This is a genomic window from Blautia sp. KLE_1732_HM_1032, assembly GCF_025147905.1.
GTDB classification, from domain to species: domain Bacteria; phylum Bacillota; class Clostridia; order Lachnospirales; family Lachnospiraceae; genus Blautia_A; species Blautia_A fusiformis.
In genome coordinates this window covers 2,168,651-2,187,782 of the sequence record NZ_CP102266.1, presented here as the reverse complement: position 1 = coordinate 2,187,782, position 19,132 = coordinate 2,168,651, and the positions used below count along the sequence as shown (strand labels likewise).

Below are 19,132 nucleotides of genomic sequence, written 5' to 3'. Positions count from 1 at the left end.
TGGATATGCTTAATATAAAAGAACTGGAAGAGATGGGAAAAAAGGCAGGATTTTCTCATGTAGCACTTCTGAAGAGCGATTCGATCCAGCTTATGCCGGAGGTAAGGGAAATGTGCAAAAATAATACCTGCCATATGTATGCAAAACGCTGGAGCTGTCCTCCCGGATGCGGAGATCTTGAAGTATGCAGAAAAAAGATAGAAAAGTACAGGGAAGGCATTATTGTCCAGACAGTGGGGAAACTGGAGGATCCTTTGGACGGAGAGACGATGATGGAGACCGAAGCGGTTCATAAACAGAATTTTTATGAATTTGAAAAAATGCTCAGAGAAAGATGGCCGGGCATGCTCCCCATAGGGGCCGGGTGCTGTACAAAATGTAAAACGTGTACATATCCGGATGCTCCATGCCGTTTCCCCGAACAGGCATTTTCTTCGATGGAAGCCTATGGAATGCTGGTAACACAGGTATGCCAGGCAAATGGTCTGGAATACTATTATGGTCCCTGTACGATCGCCTATACCAGCTGTTATCTTCTTGAATAGAACAGGAGTGAAAAAATGAATGACAGAGAACGGGAGGCATATCTGAACAGGATCGGATATGAGGGTGAATTAAGAACAGATAAAAAATGTCTGGAAAAGATAATGGACCTTCATCTTTGCAGTATTCCCTTTGAAAATCTGGAAGTTTTTGACGAGGGAAGGATTCCTTCTCTGAGGTCGGAAGATATTTATGAGAAGATCATTGTCAGAAAACGAGGCGGATATTGCTTCGAGCTGAATAAATTGTTTTATGAGCTTCTGAAAGCTTTGGATTTCCGTGTGATCCCTGTGGCGGTAAGGATATTGTGGAACCGGGAAGAGCTTCCGCCGGTCCTGCACCGGGCAACCCTTGTTATTTTTGAGGAAGGAAGCTATTACTGTGATGTAGGATACGGAGGTCCCGGACCCAAGAAGCCGGTTCTTATGAAGGATGGTATCCACAGAGAAAAAAACGGATGGTACCGTGTTAACATGAAGCCGGGAAATACAAACGGAGAGATACTTGTTGAACGAAGGAAAGAAGAAAAATATCTGCCAATACTCAGATTTTCACAGACTCCTACAGTAGAAGCAGATTTTGAACTGCTGAATTTCTATTGTGCAAAATCTCCAGATGTATTAATTACCAGAAAAAGAGTGGTGAGCATCTGCAGACCGGAAGGAAGTGTTGCGCTGACCGGGGATGTTCTTACAATCCAGAAGGAAGATGGATCCATTGAAACGAAAATAAGCGATTCGGAAGAAACCATCAGGCTATGGATGGAACATTATTTCGGATTGGAGTTTTTACAGATATAAGCAGAAAAAAGGACCAGGTTGTCAGGTGACAGTCTGGTCCTTTTCCTGCAGAAGAAAGCAGAGCTGCAGAAGAAGCCGGTCTTTCGGATTATCCAGATCAACCTTTGTGAGTTTCTGGATGCGCTCCAGACGGTAGGTCAGGGAACTTCTATGTATAAAAAGCTCACGGGCTGTCTGAAGAGAATTGCGTTCATGCTCCAGATAGACCTTGAGTGTGTGATACAGCTCAGTATTGTTTTTTCGGTCATAATTCTGCAGTGCATCCAGCCGTGAAGAGACCAGAAGCTCGGGACTGATCTGATGGCTGATCTGGGAAAGCATATATTCCAGAAGATAAGCATCAAAATGATAGCACCAGGCCATGCTCTGACTTTTTTTGCCCAGGCGCAAGGCGGAAACAGCCTGAATATATCCCTGAGGGATCAGGAGAAAATCACGAAATTCAGAGCTTACTCCCATTTTAAAAAGCCCTTCGCGCAGGATGATCGCAAGTGAACTGATAACATCGGAAGATACAGAGTGCTTAAAGGACAGATTAACGATCACAACGATTCCCTGCTGATAGGTAAAAGCCAGACCTTCCGGGATCTGGGCTTCAATGTGTCCCAGTGTGGCGATGGAAGAGTGCATACGGTCATCCTGCTGCTGGGTTTCCAGACGAAGTACAAGATACCGGTCATGGCGATTCCAGTTCAGATACTGGATCTGATCGGTAACTGCCTGTAGTTCTGTGAGCTTTCCGGAAAGATACTCCGTGAAAAATTGCCGGGAGTCATTTCCCATTGAAATTTGGAACAGATTGTGCCGACGGATGCACAGCTCGATAAAGGAGCCAAGATACTCAAGAGCAGAAAAATGTCCGGGCTGTATCTCCGTCTGGAGCTCATCCACACAAAGTCGGCCCTGATAATTGCCGCTGACCCAGAGATTCATGTAGAGGATACGGTAACCGCGGAGCTCTTCGGAATAAATATTGGCGCCGTGGGTGATAAGTGTGCGCTGGTATTCGGCGTCAAGCTTGAAATCCTGAATCAGGCTTAAAGGTGCGATGAGTCTTCCTGTACGCTGGTCATGGACCCATTCGGACATACCGGTTACGTGCCGGGGAGAAGAAAGGATATAAAAGTTGGTGTCGTGGGCAAAAACCGGATTATGAAATATATCCAGACTGGCTTCCAGCATCTCATTCAGCGGATCGATACTTCCAAGCGCAAGCTGGAGTTTACTGTCCCAGTCAGAATATCTGTCAAAGGTCTGCTGTATCTGGTTGAAGACCTCAGAAAAAGAAAGGGTTCCCTTAATGTGAAGGATCCTGCAGCTTTCGGAAAAGCAGGAAAGATCACCGGAGCCCACCACTACAAATGCGATGTTCTGGTATCGCAGGAAGCTTTCGGAAAGAGAATTGCCGAAGACAAGATAAAGGTAGCATGGCTTCAGCAAGGCTCCTGCCTGATATATGCGAAGACCATCCAGCGTCAGGGGGTCTTCACGGCAGAGGATGGAAACATCCTCTTTTTTCTCCGCAAAATCGTCAGCAATGATCTGGAGATTAAGATGGAAGCCTGTATGCGGGCTATTCACGAAATGCTCTCTTTTGTTCAAAATATTTCCTCCAATTCATAAAAGCCTTGTATTTATAGGAAATTATAACATATTAGACGGAAAATAAAAAGAAAACGGAGAGGGAATTATTTGTGCATATTTACAATAATAACTGTACAAAAAGTATGAAGCATTGGAGAAAGAATGAAGAAGTGTGCGGATTTACGAACAAGAAAAAAACAACTATACTATAACCATCAAAGGTAACGTGAAGTTGTGGAAATGGCCGGTCCCACAAAAAACAGCGAAGGGGGAAAGAAAATGAGTAAAAATGAAATACCGAAACAAGATCCGAAACAGAAAAAGGGTCTTACAAATGCCCTGAAATATTTCTTTGGTGTTGGTGATGCCGGATTTGTTCTTATGAGTAATATCGAGACATTTTACTTTATGACATTTCTGACGGATCTGGCAGGCTTTGCAGCTGGTGTGGCTGGTGTGATCAATTCCGTATTTACCATTGTTGATGCCTGTCTGTCCTGGCTTTACGGAGGAATCATCAATGGCACAAAAGCAAAGAAATGGGGGCGTTATCGTTCCTGGCTGATCATGGTTCCGTGGATGGTGCCGTTTCTGTACGCATTCATGTTCATACGTGTCAGTGATAATGAATGGCTTTCGGCAGTGGTGATCATTGCCGCATCCATCGCATCTCATGTGGCATGGAATTTCAGCTATGTTGCCAATGCAACCCTGATCAGTATTGTTGGTAAAACACCGGAAGACAAAGCAACGCTTGCATCCTCCAGGGCAACCTGGAATAACATAGGCGGTCTGTTGTTTTCCTATATGGGTCTTCCATTTGCAACACTTCTTGCCGGATATGTCGGTGAGAAAAATAAATTTGCAGCAGCAGCTTTCTGCCTGGGTATTCTGATGGTCGTAACCTATTTCGCCCATTTCAAGATGACGGAAGGCTATGAAGAGATTGAAACGGAAACCGCAGGAAAGAAAAATGACAAAACAAAGATCACGATCAGAGAGATGTTTGCTTCCCTGTTTCAGAATCCGCCTCTTATGGTCCTGATGCTGGCAGACCTTGCAAAATGGTGTGTGAAATTTGTAACAGCAGCATCTGCTATTTACTATTTCAGGGATGCAATGGGAAATCCGGGACTGATGACCACTTATCTTCTCTGTGTTGCCATCGGTGCCATCATCGGAGCTTTTTCCATGAGATACATTGCAAAAGCAATATCGTCCCGTACAACTATGATCATTGCTTATGCAGGAATGGCAGTATCACTGTTCCTTGTATATATTTTCTATGGAAATGCAATGACAGTGATCGCCCTTATGACACTTGCCCAGTTCTTCTATGGTATGGCTTTTGCAGCTTCACCTGCACTTTATGCGGACACTGTAGTGTATGCAACATGGAAGAGCGGAAAAGATGCATCCGGATGGATTATGGGATTACAGAATCTTCCGCTGAAGATTGCCGTATTCTTAAGAGGAACGATCCTCAGCGCCTGTCTTGTGGCGGTAGGCTGGAAATCCGGAGTTGTTCTTGAGGGAACGGCCCGTCAGGGAATGACGATTTCCTTTGCACTTGTTCCGGCTATTTTCTGTCTGGCAGGTCTTCTACTTCTGGTGTTTGGATTTAAGATCACAAAGGAAAAGGTTCTTCAGTATCAGGCTGAGATTGACGCAAGATCATAAAGATAAGTGATCGGGTATTTTGAAAGATCACAGGATAATAAAGGAGGAAGCATTATGTTGAAAGCATCGGAGATTTTACTTGAAACGATAAAAAAGGACGGCAGGCCAGAACGACTTCTGAGACAGTATGAGGGTGCGACCTTTTACCCGCCGAACCCGGCAAATAATTATGTGCGTGGAAACCGTCACCGTGGTATGGAGCCTATGAAGGATCTTTTCGGAACTGAGATCCTCTGGCCCCAGGAACAGCTGGCTGCAATGCCACATGTAACAGAGGACAACAAGGTCATTGATGATATCACAGAATGGAAAGAGCAGCTGGTGATTCCGGATATTGTCGGTCAGTGCTCGGATCCGGCTTTATGGGAACCATTTAAACAGAAGGCACAGGAGATAAAGGATTCAGGAAGCCTTTTCATGGCATTTATGCCTACAGGTGTTTTTGAGAGGCTTCACTTCCTGATGGGATTTGAGGATATGCTGGTGAACTTCCTTCTTGAGCCGGAGGATATGATGGATCTCTGCAATGCCATTGGGGAGTACCGGTTCCAGCTTACAAAGCTGATCGTTGATAATCTCCACCCGGATATCATCCTTTCCCACGATGACTGGGGTTCCAAGCAGTCCTTGTTCATCAGTCCGGACACATGGAGAGAATTTATCAAACCACAGTATGAAAGATCCTATAAATATATGAAAGACCATGGAGTGATCGTCATGCATCACGCAGATTCCTTCATGGAACCGATCATAGAGGATATGGTTGATCTTGGGATTGACATCTGGCAGGGAACACTTCCGCAGAATGATATTCCGAAGCTCCAGAAACAGCTGAACGGAAGAATGACACTTATGGGCGGAATCGATGCTTCGATCGTAGACCGAGTGGATTCCACAGAAGAAGAGATCCGCAAGGAGGTCAGAAGAGCATGTGAGGAGTATGCACCACACGGACATTTCATTCCATGTATTACCTATGGAGGTCCCGGTTGTCTGTTCCCTCATGTAGATTCAATTATTGATGACGAGATTGAAAAATATAATAAAGAGGTATATGGAATTCATTAAAAGCGCCAATTGAATAAAAAAGAACCTCAAGGTATGATTGAGTTGCATCTTGGCGGATGTAAACAAAACAATCAAGCACTGGAGGTTCCAAATGAATTATACACAGAATGAAAAGATTGAGCAAGTAACAGATTCAACAATGGTTGTCGGAGTTGATATCGGAAGCCAGATACATTATGCAAGAGCTTTTGATAACAGAGGACGCGAACTTACAAAACGTATTTTTTCTTTTCATAACGATCTGGAAGGGTTCAATTCTTTCAACCTTTGGGCAGAGACACTTAAGACTGAGAATAAAAAGACTGCAGTTCTGATCGGCTGCGAGCCAACAGGTCATTACTGGTTTGCGTTTGCGAAGTATGTAAATGATCATCAGAAAAGATTAGTAATGGTCAATCCATTCTCGGTTAAGAAGATCAAGGAACTTGATGATAACAGTCCAAAGAAAACAGATTCAAAAGATCCAAAAACAATCGCAAAACTAGTTGTGGATGGGAGATATTCAATCCCATACATGCCAGAAGGCATTTATGCCGAAATAAGAGACCGGGTATACAGCCGTGACAGGATCAGGAAGCAGCACAACATATCTGCAAACAGGATCCAGAGATGGCTTGCAATACATTTCCCGGAATACCTGGGATTATATACACGATTTGATGCAATAAGCGGCCTGGCAGTGCTTGAAAAAGCACCATTGCCAAAAGATGTGATTGCGCTTGGAGTAAATGGGATCTGAAAGATCTGGCATGATAAAAAGATGCGTGGCAGAGGAGTTACTGAAGATAGGGCAAAGACCCTGGTTGAAGCTGCGCACAACAGTGTTGGACTTGACGGAGGGATTGGAACAAAAAGTGAATTATATATGCTGCTCAGGTTTCCAGCACGGTTTATCTTTACGGAGAACCGAAGACAAGTACCGTCTGGGCATCTATTGATCTGAAGCAGCGGCAGCTTTTTGATCTGGATTAAAATTTACATAATCTTTATTTGATTATTTGAAAAAACAGTGCTATAGTAAAGTTGGTTCCGGTAAACGGATGATTTATGGATCCCAGAAGAGGACCGGGCGGAACCAAATTACTGTTGACCGGTCAGGATCTGGATCAGGAAAGAAGGAAGAGGGAAAAAATTGCGTAAAAAATCACATATACTGTTAGGCAGATACCTGGCTGACCAGATGTCTGAGGTGTACAGTCTCCAGCAGCACAGAAAAGCGTTTTGCCTGGGCAATATCATGCCTGATCTGAAACCATCGTTTCTCACCACCAGACATGAGTTTTTCGGAACATTCGATCACCTCCAGAATAAGATGAGGGCGCTTGTCGAGAAGAACCCGGAGGAAGAGAATGCCAGAGTATACTGGAGAAGATTCGGTGAGGTCATGCATTATATGGCTGATTATTTTACTTTTCCTCATAACAAAACATACAAAGGAAATCTTGCAGCACATAATTCTTATGAAGCTGAGCTGAAGAACCGCCTGAGAGAATGTATCCTCAGCGGCGCAGCAGACAGCCAGCTGGAAGAAGCGAAGCAGTTTGAAAGCTTTGAGGAACTTGTGGAATATATCCGTGAGCGTCATGCATATTATCTGGAAAGCCCGCGGTGCATTGCCGATGACATCCGTTTTATCCTTCGGGTGTGCTATCAGGTTGTACAGGGGATTTTTCAGCTCTGTGTCAGAAAACAGTTTCATATGGGCGGACAGCCGGCAGTGACTGTCTGACAGTATATAAAAAGCCGCAGTGTGTGAGAGCACTGTGGCTTTTTTACGTTATGGTAAACTCTAAAAAATCTTACAAAAATGTGAATAAAAAGTGAAAAATAGATGAATTGAAGGAGATATCCTACCAGAACAGTTGATTTCACGATTTTCGTATGCTAAAATAAATTGAATTAAACTTTAAGTTATCAAACGGTTTAAGGCAGACCTTTATTATAGGGGAAGTAAAGGGATGTTCAAGGAAAGAAGGGAGCATCTTAATAAATATGAAGAACAAGTACCTGAATAAGTTTTTTTGCATCACGATGTTATCAGCTATGGTACTGGCAATTCCAACCGGAGTAAAAGCCGCCGAGGAAGCAGATAATGTTGTTGCTGAGGAAGGTGTTTCAGGAAACGGGAGCGAGGTAAGTGAACCGGAACCAGAAGTTCCGGAAGTTCCGGCAGAACCGGTGCCGACAGCTGCACCGGAACCGGAAATAACTGCTGCACCTAACCCGGAACCAACTACAGCGCCGGAGCCAACAGATACACCGACACCGGAGCCAACTGCAACACCTGCGCCGACGGGAACACCGGAGCCGACAGCGACACCTGCACCAACGGCAACACCGGAACCGACAGCGACACCTGCACCAACGGCAACGCCGGAGCCAACCGCAACACCTGCACCGACGGCAACACCGGCCAGGGATGACTCTGCAAAGGTACAGGCGGTGATCCGGAAGATCAAAGCACTGGCAGGCAGAACGATCACAGCAGCAGATAAAGCGGAGATAGATAGCGTACGTGCAGCTTATGAGGCACTGTCTAATACAGAAAAGGCCAAGGTTACGAATTATAAGATCCTGACTGAGGCAGAAGCCAAGCTTGCAGCTGTCGACAAGAACGACAGTGATAACAAAAAAGATAACAAAAAAGATGATAGCAGCACGGAAGATAACAAGAATACAGAGATCACAGATGGAAATAACGCCACAGCAACACAGATCGGAGATCCTGTTTATGTGACAAATATGGTATCCAATCTCCATGCGGGCAAGGATTTTTATCTGGATAGTCTTAAGAGCAATTATCATCTGTCCTTCTCTGATGATTTTGCTTCTGTAATGGAAGAGATCGAAAGAGAATATAAAGAGAAGAACAAGCTTACCGATACGGAGAATACACTTCTGGTAAGAAACTGGCAGGATATCCTTGCTGTTTATATTTACGAAAAGAGCAAAGCAGGAGCAACGTCATTTACATTGGATGCATCCTGCAAGGATGATCTGGCAAGGATCTTTGCGGAGATGAACCCCATCGTCAGGGACAAGCAGGATATTACCAAGATATCCTACGGAAATCGCAAGATCAACTACTACATCAAGAAGAACAATATTGCAAAGAAAGACAGAAGCGTCCTTAAGAAATATGTGGAAACAGACTGTAAGCTTCTCTGTGCGGTAGTTACCGCATCCAAAGGCTTTGTCCGTGAAAGCGTGGGAGACAATGTTTCTGAGGATCGTGTAGATGTTATCACCGCAGCGTATTCACTGGTTGGCAAGGTCGGATATTTCTGGGGCGGCAAATCTACGGTGATCGGAGAAGATCCAAGTTGGGGCTCCGTTGAGAAGGTATCAGCAGACGGCAGCAGAAGCTCCGGTACGCTCCGTGCATATGGTCTGGACTGCAGCGGCTTTGTTACCTGGGCAGTGATCAATGGATATAAGGATCAGGGAATGCAGGCAGCAGTTGGAGACGGAACCTCTGACCAATGGGAGAAGGCCGGTGTTGTCAGCGAAGCAGATGCACAGCCAGGAGATCTGGTATTCCAGAGAGGACCGGAAGCAGGAAGCAACAACCACGTTGGTATCCTGTGCGGAAAGACGGATTCCGGCGACTGGATTGCAGTACATTGTTCCTCAAGCAAGAATGGTGTAACGGTTGGTGAGGCATACAGTGCAAGCTTCCGTTATATCAGAAAGCCATCCTTCTATCAGGATACAACAGCGGAGGAAAATAAGACCACAGCTACAGAGAATGATGTTCTGACAGAGGAGAGTGCAGAAAAGCTCCTCACGGATGTGGTTAGATCTGATGCACTGAAGGATGCACTGGCATCCGGTGATACTGTTTCCAGTGACCTTCTTGCAGATTTTAAGAATAAGGCTTTGCAGGAGGATGAGGAAGAAGATGAAGTTGAGACGCTGACTCTGGATCAGGAGACCATGGACGATGCAGTGGATACATTTGATGATGATGTAGAAACACTGGAAATGGAAAACTAAGGGACAGCGATTGAAGATAAGGGCAGTCTCCCACGGGAGGCTGCCCTTTCTTACAATCGCTGCTTCAGACATAGGACATGATATTATGAAAAAAAGAAATTTCTGCCCCATGGCAGCCGCAGTGCTTACAGCTGCAGTGATCCTTCAGCCCTTTAGCACTTCGGCAGGGGCACTGGGTCAGATCCGCTCCATAGCAAAGAGCATTATTTCAGGCGAACCAAAGGAAGTAGAGGAACTGCGTCAGATGGAGGTTGCCCAGAGCGAAGAAGGGCATCAGGAATATTATTTCAAACAGCTTACGGAAGAAGAGCAGAGAGTATATCGGGAGCTGCTGAAAGGAATCCGTGCCCGGGAAAAGGAGTTTTATCTGACGATCTCCGATGATGACAGTATTGACAGAAGCTATCATGCAGTATTGAAAGACCACCCGGAGATATTCTGGGTCCACAATCGTGAAAAAATCTACAAAACTACGTATTCAGACAGTGATTACTGCGTTTTTACTCCGGGCTATACTTATACAGACAGCGAGATCGATGAGATACAGACGGCCATGGAGCAGAGCTTTCAGGAGGTCAGAGCCCTGATCCCGGAGGATGCCGGTGATTACGAGAAGGTACGCATTGTTTATACGTATGTTATTGACCATACCCAGTATCAGACTGGGGAGGATGATCAGAGCATAGCAGGTGTTTTCTGGAAAAAATCTGCAGTCTGTGCCGGATATGCAGGAGCTGTCCAGTATCTTCTGGAAAGGCTGGATATTCCCTGTATTTATGTGGACGGAAGCACAAAAGGAAGTACAGAGGGTCATGCATGGGATATTGTAAAAATAGGCCAGGAGTATTATTATGTAGATGCTACCAATGGGGATCAGCCGGATTTTTTAAATGGAGATGCCGCACAGCTGGAAGAACATAAGACGATCATTTACGATTATCTCTGCCCTTTCCCGGAAGAATATGAAAAAACCTATACACCATCGGAAGAACTGACAGTTCCGGCATGTACTGCGAAGGATCTGGATTTTTATGTGCTGAACCAGGGGTACTTTGAAGATTACAGCTGGCAGGACATATATGATTATTGTAAGATGAGACTGGATAATGGTGCGGCTGTAGTGCGTTTCAAGTTTGGCAGTCAGGAAGCTTTTTCCGAAGCCTGTCAGGAACTGCTGGATGATGGCGTGGTACAGAATGTGGCACAGTATTATATGAAACTTCACGGACTTGGTCAGGTGGAGTATCATTATGGAGTGATGGATAATTTTTATACCATATATTTTATTTTCTGAAACATCTTCGGGAAGATTTCCGGAGGTTTTGGAAAGAGAGGAGTAAGTTATGAATATGGATATGTTGTCAAGAGGATTTGACATACTGCAGAGAGCAGGAGGTATGGAACAGATCAGCCAGCTGATGGTGATCGTATATGGAGTGCTCTGCGTTTTCGGGCTTTTGAACTGTATCCTGGGATATCGTATCCTCCGGTTCTGGATGATGATCTTTGGATTTATCATCGGAGCAGGCGCCGGCTTTGGTGTAACCTATATGTCCGGTGTTCAGGATAAAATGGTGATCGCAGGTGCCATGGCGGGACTGGGGATCGTACTGGCTGTTGTTTCGTTTCTGATCTACAGGGCAGGAATCTTTGTACTGGGATTTGGTATCGGAATAACATTGAGTATCTATCTGGTCCATCCGACCAGTTCTTTTTCTTTTTTCCTGTGCATCCTTATCGGCGTGGGACTGGGAGTACTTGCTATGCGTTATGCGAAAGGAGTGATCATTGTCGGAACCAGTATACTGGGTGGTGTTCTGGCAGGATTATCCATTGCAAAGATCGCAGGGCTGGCGCAGTTTCCATATGGCGTCGGTATGGCAGCAGGAATTGCGATCCTTGGTATGCTGATCCAGTTCGCCATCAACAAAGACCGATACGATGAGGAAGATGACGAAGAAGAGGATGACGACGATGGAACTCTGCCGGAGGAGACCAGGAAGCCGGCAGGAAGGGACCGTAGAGGAAACAGTCGTGAATACACCTCTGACCGTAACAGGGACGATCACAGATATACATACGAAAACCGGGCAAACGATGACCGGGAAAGCCGGGGTGAAAGACGTTCCCGCAGACCATCTGACAGAGAAGGACGCAACTCTGACAGACGAGAAAGAAATTATGCAGACAGCCGAAAAAGATCCGGAAGCGAAAGAAACAGCAAAGGCAGTTCCACTGAAAGAAGAAGCACTTCCGGAACCTCCGGCAGAAACAGAACCTCCGACAGAAATTATGCTTCGGATGACAGAAGAGGCCGCAGATACAGCCAGAGCAGCAGCACCAGGGAACGAAGGAATGCAGGAACGGGAAGCAGATCCCGCTATGCAGATCCGGAGGATCATGAAGACTGTGATCGTTTTGATGAGTCGGAAAACAGGGATAGCTATGAAGATTTTGAAAAACTGCAGCAGAAAAGACGCCGGATGGATATTGAAAATATGGCGGATTTTGATGAGCAGGAAGAATATGGAAATTACAGGAATGACCCGGATCTGATGAATGATGAGGATCTGGATGAGCTTGATGAGTGGAAAGACAACTGAGAAAAATCCGAGGAGTGACAGAAATGGGAAAAGAAGCCAAAACAAACGCGATGAGAATGCTGGATCGAAAAAAAGTAAAATATGAAGCAATCGCATATGACTGTGGAGAGTTCATAGATGGGATCCACTGTGCAGACATCACAGGAGCCCCTCATGATCAGTCCTTTAAGACCCTGGTCATGGAAGGGAAAAGCGGCGGCTACTATGTGTTTGTAGTTCCGATCGAGAAAGAGGTGGACCGTAAGGCAGCCGCAAAGTCTGTAGGCGAAAAAACAGTAGATATGATCCATGTAAAGGATCTTACAAAGATCACGGGCTATATCCGCGGAGGCTGCAGCCCTCTTGGAATGAAAAAAAATTATCCGGTGGTGTTTGACCAGTCTGCCGAAAACTTTGATGAGATCTATGTAAGTGGTGGAAGAGTAGGCCTTACCCTGAAGGTACCGCTTAAAGATCTTCTGGATGTAACACAAGGCAAGCTTGCTCCGATCACCATGGAGTAAGCGCATATAAAACAGATAAAAAAACTCCCCTGACTGCCTGTAAAGGCGGAAGCAGGGGAGATTTTTTATTACAGAAGCATGGGATTTAGTTATCCTGTGCGTCCTCTTCGTTAACCTGGAATACGTGACGCTTCTTGGCCATTTCGTCGCTGGCAAGATACTCGTCGTAAGTGGTGATCTTGTCTACCAGCTTGCCGTTAGGAAGGATCTCCATGATGCGGTTTGCAGTTGTCTGTACAAACTGGTGATCGTGTGAGGTGAAAAGGATCACTCCCGGGAATTTGATCAGTCCGTTGTTCAGTGCTGTGATAGACTCCATATCCAGATGGTTGGTTGGCTCATCCAGGATCAGGATATTGGCACCGGAGATCATCATCTTGGAAAGAAGACAGCGAACTTTTTCACCACCGGAAAGAACACGGACACGTTTTACACCATCCTCACCAGGGAAAAGCATACGGCCAAGGAATCCACGGACGTAGGTTGCGTCCTTGATCTCGGAGTACTGTGTCAGCCAGTCGGTGATAGTAAGGTCGTTATCGAATTCCTGTGTGTTATCCTTCGGGAAATATGCCTGGGAAGTGGTAACGCCCCATTTGTAATTTCCTTCATCCGGCTCCATTTCACCTGTAAGGATCTTGAAGAAGGTTGTGATGGCCTGCTCGTTGGCGCCCACAAAGGCAACCTTATCTTCACGACCAAGAGTGAAGGAAATGTTGTCCAGAACCTTTACTCCATCAATGGTCTTGGACAGATTTTCCACCATGAGGACCTCGTTTCCGATCTCACGGTTCGGGCGGAAGTCGATGTATGGATATTTACGGCTGGAAGGACGCATGTCATCCAGCTGGATTTTTTCCAGGGCACGCTTTCTGGAAGTCGCCTGCTTGGATTTGGAAGCATTGGCGCTGAAACGGGAGATGAACTCCTGGAGCTCTTTGATCTTCTCCTCTTTCTTTTTGTTGGCCTCTTTCATCTGCTTGATCAGAAGCTGGCTGGATTCAAACCAGAAGTCGTAGTTTCCGGCATAAAGCTGGATCTTGCCATAATCGATATCAGCAGTATGTGTGCAGACCTTGTTCAGGAAATAACGGTCATGAGATACTACGATAACCGTATTGTCAAAATTGATCAGGAACTCCTCCAGCCATTCGATAGCAGGAAGATCCAGGTGGTTGGTCGGCTCATCAAGAAGAAGGATATCAGGATTTCCGAAAAGAGCCTGTGCAAGAAGAACCTTGACCTTCATACTACCGGTAAGGTCTGCCATCTGTGTATAGTGGAACTCGGTGTCGACGCCGAGACCGTTGAGAAGAGTAGCAGCATCGGACTCTGCTTCCCATCCGTTCATTTCTGCAAACTCACCCTCAAGCTCGCTGGCACGGATGCCATCTTCGTCTGTGAAATCTTCCTTTGCGTAAATGGCTTCTTTCTCTTTCATGATCTGATAGAGTCTTTCATTACCCATGATGACAGTATCCAGAACCGGATAAGCATCATATTTGAAGTGATCCTGCTGCAGGAAAGAAAGTCTCTGACCGGGGGTGATCACAATGTCGCCCTTGGTAGGCTCAAGCTGACCGGAAAGGATTTTGAGGAATGTAGATTTTCCTGCGCCGTTGGCGCCGATCAATCCATAACAGTTACCCTCTGTAAATTTGATGTTAACGTCTTCAAACAGCGCTTTTTTTCCAACGCGCAGTGTGATGTTATTTGCTGAAATCATATCATACCTCTTTTTTCATTAAATAAATATCGTTTCAATTACATACGAAAGCATTACAATCGTTTCCTATTGTACCGTAAACTGAAAAATTTGCAAGCTGTATTTTCCTTTTTTCGGCTAAATAAAGGAAAAACAGGGGATTACTATGAATCACAGGAAAATAATAACCTTTTATTATATAAAAAAATGGGTTATACTGTCGTATGTGGTAATGAAGTATTCCGGGGATATGGATATCCGGCTCTCTGGCACATCAGAAACACCCAGGAACGTGGCAGATCGGATGGAATGCGGAAACTATCATAAATCAGCAGCTTAGTTGAACAGAAGAGAGGTTAAAAATGTTTATCACCAGAGAAAGCGATTATGCGATGCGGGTTATCCGCGCATTGATGTGGGAGCCGCGTTTGAGCGTCAGCGAGATCTGTGAGAGGGAATCGATCACAGCACCCTTTGCATACAAGATACTGAAGAAGCTTCAGAATGCAGGGCTCGTGGAAGGATACCGCGGAGTTCATGGCGGTTACGCGCTGAAGAGAGATCCGGAAGAACTGTCATTATATGAGATATACAGTGCGATCGATCCGGATATGTCCATCATTGAGTGCCTGAACGGCACATATCAGTGTCCAAGGAACGGACAGGACGGAGTTCCCTGCCATGCACATGATGAGCTTCAGGAGATCCAGGATCAGCTGTGGACAATGCTCCGTCGGAAATCCATGAAGGATCTTTTCGGAAAAGAGGAGAAGTGATTCCCGGATGTGAGTTGGGATAAGCGTATGAGATGATAAGGAGAGCAGTTTGGAGAGGAAAAATTCCGAACAGCTCTTTTTTATTTGTGAAAAAGATAACGGCGTTTGTACAGGATAATATACAAAAAACAATGAAAGAAAATGGACATAACTGGGAATCTATGATATAATAACCAATGGAATTTTAGGCCTTCATAAGCCTAAATAATATATTTTTTAACAAACCTTTAAGGAGGAAAAAACAATGGCAAGAAAGATGAAAACCATGGATGGTAACCATGCAGCCGCTCATGCATCATACGCTTTTTCTGATGTAGCTGCTATTTACCCGATTACCCCTTCATCTGTAATGGCTGAGGCTACAGACGAGTGGGCAACTCAGGGAAGAAAGAACATCTTTGGACAGGAAGTACAGGTTACAGAGATGCAGTCTGAGGCAGGTGCAGCAGGTGCCGTTCACGGTTCTCTGGCAGCAGGTGCCCTGACTACAACCTACACAGCTTCCCAGGGTCTTCTGCTTATGATCCCGAACCTTTACAAGATCGCTGGTGAGCAGCTTCCGGGAGTTATCAACGTATCTGCCCGTGCACTTGCTTCCCACGCACTTTGTATTTTCGGTGACCATTCCGACGTTATGGCCTGTCGTCAGACTGGATGTGCAATGCTTTGTGAGTCTTCTGTACAGGAGGTTATGGACCTTACACCGGTTGCTCATCTTGCAGCAATCAAAGGAAAAGTTCCATTCATCAACTTCTTCGACGGATTCCGTACATCTCATGAGATCCAGAAGATCGAGACATGGGACTATGAAGATCTGAAAGATATGGCAGATATGGACGCAATCGCAGAGTTCCGTAACCGTGCTCTGAACCCGAACCATCCATGTCAGAGAGGTTCCGCTCAGAACCCGGATATCTTCTTCCAGGCAAGAGAGGCATGTAATCCATATTATGACGCTCTTCCGGCAGTTGTTCAGGAGTACATGGACAAAGTTAACGAGAAGATCGGAACAGACTACAAACTGTTCAACTACTACGGAGCTGCTGACGCTGAGCACATCATCGTAGCTATGGGTTCCGTAAACGATACCATCGAGGAGACCATCGATTACCTTATGGCAACTGGCAAGAAAGTCGGTGTTGTTAAAGTTCGTCTTTACAGACCATTCTGTGCACAGGCTCTTATCGATGCAATCCCGGATACAGTTAAGCAGATCTCTGTTCTTGACAGAACAAAAGAGCCAGGAGCTCTTGGCGAGCCTCTGTATCTTGATGTTGTTGCAGCTCTTCGCGACAGCAAGTTCAGCGATGTTAAGATCTTTACAGGACGTTACGGACTTGGTTCCAAAGATACAACACCTGCACAGATCGTAGCAGTATATGAGAACACTGAGAAAGAGAAATTCACAATCGGTATCGTTGATGATGTTACAAACCTTTCTCTTGAGACAGGCGCACCACTTGTTACAACACCAGAGGGAACAACAAACTGCAAGTTCTGGGGACTTGGAGCTGATGGTACTGTAGGTGCTAACAAGAACTCCATCAAGATCATCGGTGATAACACAGACATGTACGCTCAGGCTTACTTCGATTATGACTCCAAGAAGTCCGGCGGTGTTACAATGTCTCACCTTCGTTTCGGTAAGAAACCGATCAAATCCACATACCTGATCCACAAAGCAAACTTCGTTGCATGTCATAATCCGTCCTATGTTAACAAATATAACATGGTACAGGAGCTTGTTGACGGAGGTACATTCCTTCTGAACTGTGCTTGGGATATGGAAGGACTTGAGAAACATCTTCCAGGACAGGTTAAAGCTTTCATCGCTAACCACAATATCAAATTCTACACCATCGATGGTGTTAAGATCGGTATTGAGACTGGCATGGGACCAACACGTATCAACACAATCCTTCAGTCCGCATTCTTCAAACTTACAGGAATCATTCCTGAGGAGCAGGCTATCGAGCTTATGAAAGCTGCTGCTAAAGCTACTTACGGACGTAAAGGTGATGACGTTGTTAAGAAGAACTGGGCAGCTATCGATGCCGGTGCTAAACAGATCGTAGAGGTTCAGGTTCCGGAGAGCTGGAAGAACGCTGAGGACGAGGGACTCTTCATGTCTCACGCATCCCACGGTGCTCAGGAAGCTCAGGACTTCGTAAACAACATCCAGTGCAAGATCAATGCTCAGGAAGGTAACAGCCTCCCAGTATCTGCATTCAAGGATTATGTAGATGGTACAACACCATCCGGAACAGCTGCATATGAGAAACGTGGTATCGCAGTTAACGTTCCTGTATGGGTTCCGGACAACTGTATCCAGTGTAACCGCTGTGCATACGTCTGCCCGCATGCTGCAATCCGTCCGGTTGCTATGACAGCAGAAGAGACAGCTAACGCTCCAGAGGGAATCAAGACACTTCCACTTACAGGAATGAAAGACTATACATTCACAATGACTGTATCCGCTCTTGACTGTACAGGATGTGGTTCCTGCGCAAATGTCTGCCCAGGAAAGAAAGGCAACAAAGCTCTTGAGATGGCTCCGCTTGAAGCTAACACAGAAGAGCAGAAATTCTTCGATTACGGTGTAACACTTCCTCAGAAGGAAGACGTTATCGCTAAATATAAAGAGACAACTGTAAAAGGCAGCCAGTTCAAACAGCCGCTCCTTGAGTTCTCCGGCGCTTGTGCAGGTTGTGGTGAGACACCATACGCTAAGCTGATCACACAGCTCTTTGGTGACAGAATGTACATTGCAAATGCTACAGGATGTTCCTCTATCTGGGGTAACTCTTCACCATCTACACCATACACAACAAACGCTAAGGGACAGGGACCTGCATGGTCAAACTCTCTGTTCGAGGATAACGCAGAGTTCGGTTATGGTATGCTTCTTGCACAGCGTGCGATCCGTGGCGGTCTGAAAGAGAAGATCGAAGACCTTGTAGCTAACGGAACAAACGAGGATGTTAAGGCAGCTGGTCAGGAATGGCTGGATACTTATGCTGTAGGCGCAACAAATGGTGCAGCTACAGAGAAACTCGTTGCAGCTCTTGAGGCTTGCGGATGTGACAAGGCTAACGAGATCCTTGCACAGAAAGACTTCCTCTCCAAGAAATCCCAGTGGATCTTCGGTGGTGACGGATGGGCTTACGATATCGGATTCGGTGGTGTTGACCACGTTCTTGCAAGCGGACGTGACATCAACGTTATGGTATTCGATACAGAGGTTTACTCCAACACAGGCGGACAGTCTTCCAAATCTACACCGACAGGTGCGATCGCTCAGTTCGCAGCAGGCGGAAAAGAGACTAAGAAGAAAGATATGGCATCTATCGCAATGAGCTATGGCTATGTATATGTAGCACAGATTTCCATGGGTGCTGACTTCAACCAGACTGTAAAAGCAATCGCAGAGGCAGAGGCATATCCGGGACCATCCCTGATCATCGCTTACGCTCCATGTATCAACCATGGTATCAAGAAAGGTATGAGCAAAGCTCAGACAGAGGAAGAGCTGGCAGTTAAGTGCGGATACTGGCACAACTTCAGATTCAACCCGGCTGCTGAGAACAAGTTCAGCCTTGATTCCAAGACACCGGATATGGAGAACTATATGGACTTCCTGAACGGTGAGGTTCGTTACAATTCTCTGCAGCGTCAGAATCCTGAGAAAGCTGCAAGACTGTTTGCTAAGAACGAGTCTGAGGCTCAGGCTAGATATGAGTATCTGCAGAAACTTATCACTCTTTACGGAGCAGATAAGAAAGAAGACTAATTATTGATCAATAGTTACTGTTTATACAGTGTGCTTGCTGATTAAGCATTAGGTGACAGGCCTGCGGTGTTTAGCGCACCGCAG

14 protein-coding genes are annotated in these 19,132 nt (G+C 45.6%); 12 read left to right on the top strand and 2 right to left on the bottom strand.

The features are described 5' to 3' along the window. Positions 1–5 precede the first annotated feature (5 nt). Both NQ489_RS10480 and NQ489_RS10475 read left to right on the top strand, forming a co-directional pair. Positions 6–545, top strand: a complete 540-nt coding sequence (locus tag NQ489_RS10480; RefSeq protein WP_049946982.1) for a DUF2284 domain-containing protein — start codon at positions 6–8, stop codon at positions 543–545. Between the two features lie 15 nt (positions 546–560). Further along, positions 561–1,343 (top strand): arylamine N-acetyltransferase family protein, encoded by a 783-nt coding sequence (locus tag NQ489_RS10475; RefSeq protein WP_021650844.1) that lies wholly within the window; start codon positions 561–563, stop codon positions 1,341–1,343. Between the two features lie 21 nt (positions 1,344–1,364). On the opposite strand, the gene NQ489_RS10470 is transcribed toward NQ489_RS10475, so the two are convergent. Further along, complete coding sequence (locus NQ489_RS10470; RefSeq protein ID WP_022426480.1) at positions 1,365–2,945, bottom strand: PucR family transcriptional regulator; 1,581 nt, start codon at positions 2,943–2,945, stop codon at positions 1,365–1,367. 261 nt (positions 2,946–3,206) lie between these two features. Between NQ489_RS10470 and NQ489_RS10465 the strand changes: the two genes are divergently transcribed. From NQ489_RS10465 to ybaK, 8 genes are all read left to right on the top strand, one after another. Continuing rightward, a complete protein-coding gene (locus NQ489_RS10465; RefSeq protein WP_022426479.1) occupies positions 3,207–4,607 on the top strand; it encodes an MFS transporter in 1,401 nt (466 codons plus the stop codon). Positions 4,608–4,661: 54 nt separating this feature from the next. Beyond that, positions 4,662–5,675, top strand: a complete 1,014-nt coding sequence (locus tag NQ489_RS10460; RefSeq protein WP_015524736.1) for a uroporphyrinogen decarboxylase family protein — start codon at positions 4,662–4,664, stop codon at positions 5,673–5,675. Positions 5,676–5,766: 91 nt separating this feature from the next. After that, positions 5,767–6,414, top strand: a complete 648-nt coding sequence (locus NQ489_RS10455) for an IS110 family transposase (protein WP_021650838.1) — start codon at positions 5,767–5,769, stop codon at positions 6,412–6,414. A gap of 393 nt (positions 6,415–6,807) precedes the next feature. After that, the gene (locus NQ489_RS10450) at positions 6,808–7,404 is read left to right on the top strand and encodes a zinc dependent phospholipase C family protein (RefSeq protein WP_022426477.1); all 597 of its coding nucleotides are present in this window, start codon (positions 6,808–6,810) and stop codon (positions 7,402–7,404) included. 263 nt (positions 7,405–7,667) lie between these two features. After that, positions 7,668–9,671, top strand: coding sequence for a C40 family peptidase (locus tag NQ489_RS10445; RefSeq protein WP_227945515.1), 2,004 nt, complete (start codon positions 7,668–7,670; stop codon positions 9,669–9,671). A gap of 85 nt (positions 9,672–9,756) precedes the next feature. After that, on the top strand, positions 9,757–10,965 hold the full coding sequence (locus tag NQ489_RS10440; protein ID WP_021650408.1) for a transglutaminase domain-containing protein: 1,209 nt from the start codon (positions 9,757–9,759) through the stop codon (positions 10,963–10,965). A gap of 49 nt (positions 10,966–11,014) precedes the next feature. Further along, positions 11,015–12,274, top strand: coding sequence for a DUF4203 domain-containing protein (locus NQ489_RS10435; RefSeq protein WP_021650409.1), 1,260 nt, complete (start codon positions 11,015–11,017; stop codon positions 12,272–12,274). A gap of 23 nt (positions 12,275–12,297) precedes the next feature. After that, entirely contained in the window at positions 12,298–12,777 is a 480-nt protein-coding gene (gene ybaK / locus NQ489_RS10430) for a Cys-tRNA(Pro) deacylase (RefSeq protein ID WP_022426473.1), read from the top strand. Between the two features lie 85 nt (positions 12,778–12,862). Here ybaK and NQ489_RS10425 read toward each other — a convergent pair whose 3' ends face one another. Further along, positions 12,863–14,503: an ABC-F family ATP-binding cassette domain-containing protein gene (locus NQ489_RS10425; protein WP_021650411.1), complete on the bottom strand. Its 1,641-nt coding sequence runs from the start codon at positions 14,501–14,503 to the stop codon at positions 12,863–12,865. Between the two features lie 341 nt (positions 14,504–14,844). On the opposite strand from NQ489_RS10425, the gene NQ489_RS10420 reads away from it, so the two are divergent. Continuing rightward, the gene (locus NQ489_RS10420) at positions 14,845–15,258 is read left to right on the top strand and encodes an RrF2 family transcriptional regulator (RefSeq protein ID WP_015524747.1); all 414 of its coding nucleotides are present in this window, start codon (positions 14,845–14,847) and stop codon (positions 15,256–15,258) included. A 244-nt stretch (positions 15,259–15,502) separates the two neighbouring features. Further along, a complete protein-coding gene (gene nifJ / locus NQ489_RS10415) occupies positions 15,503–19,048 on the top strand; it encodes a pyruvate:ferredoxin (flavodoxin) oxidoreductase (protein WP_021650414.1) in 3,546 nt (1,181 codons plus the stop codon). Positions 19,049–19,132 lie beyond the last annotated feature (84 nt).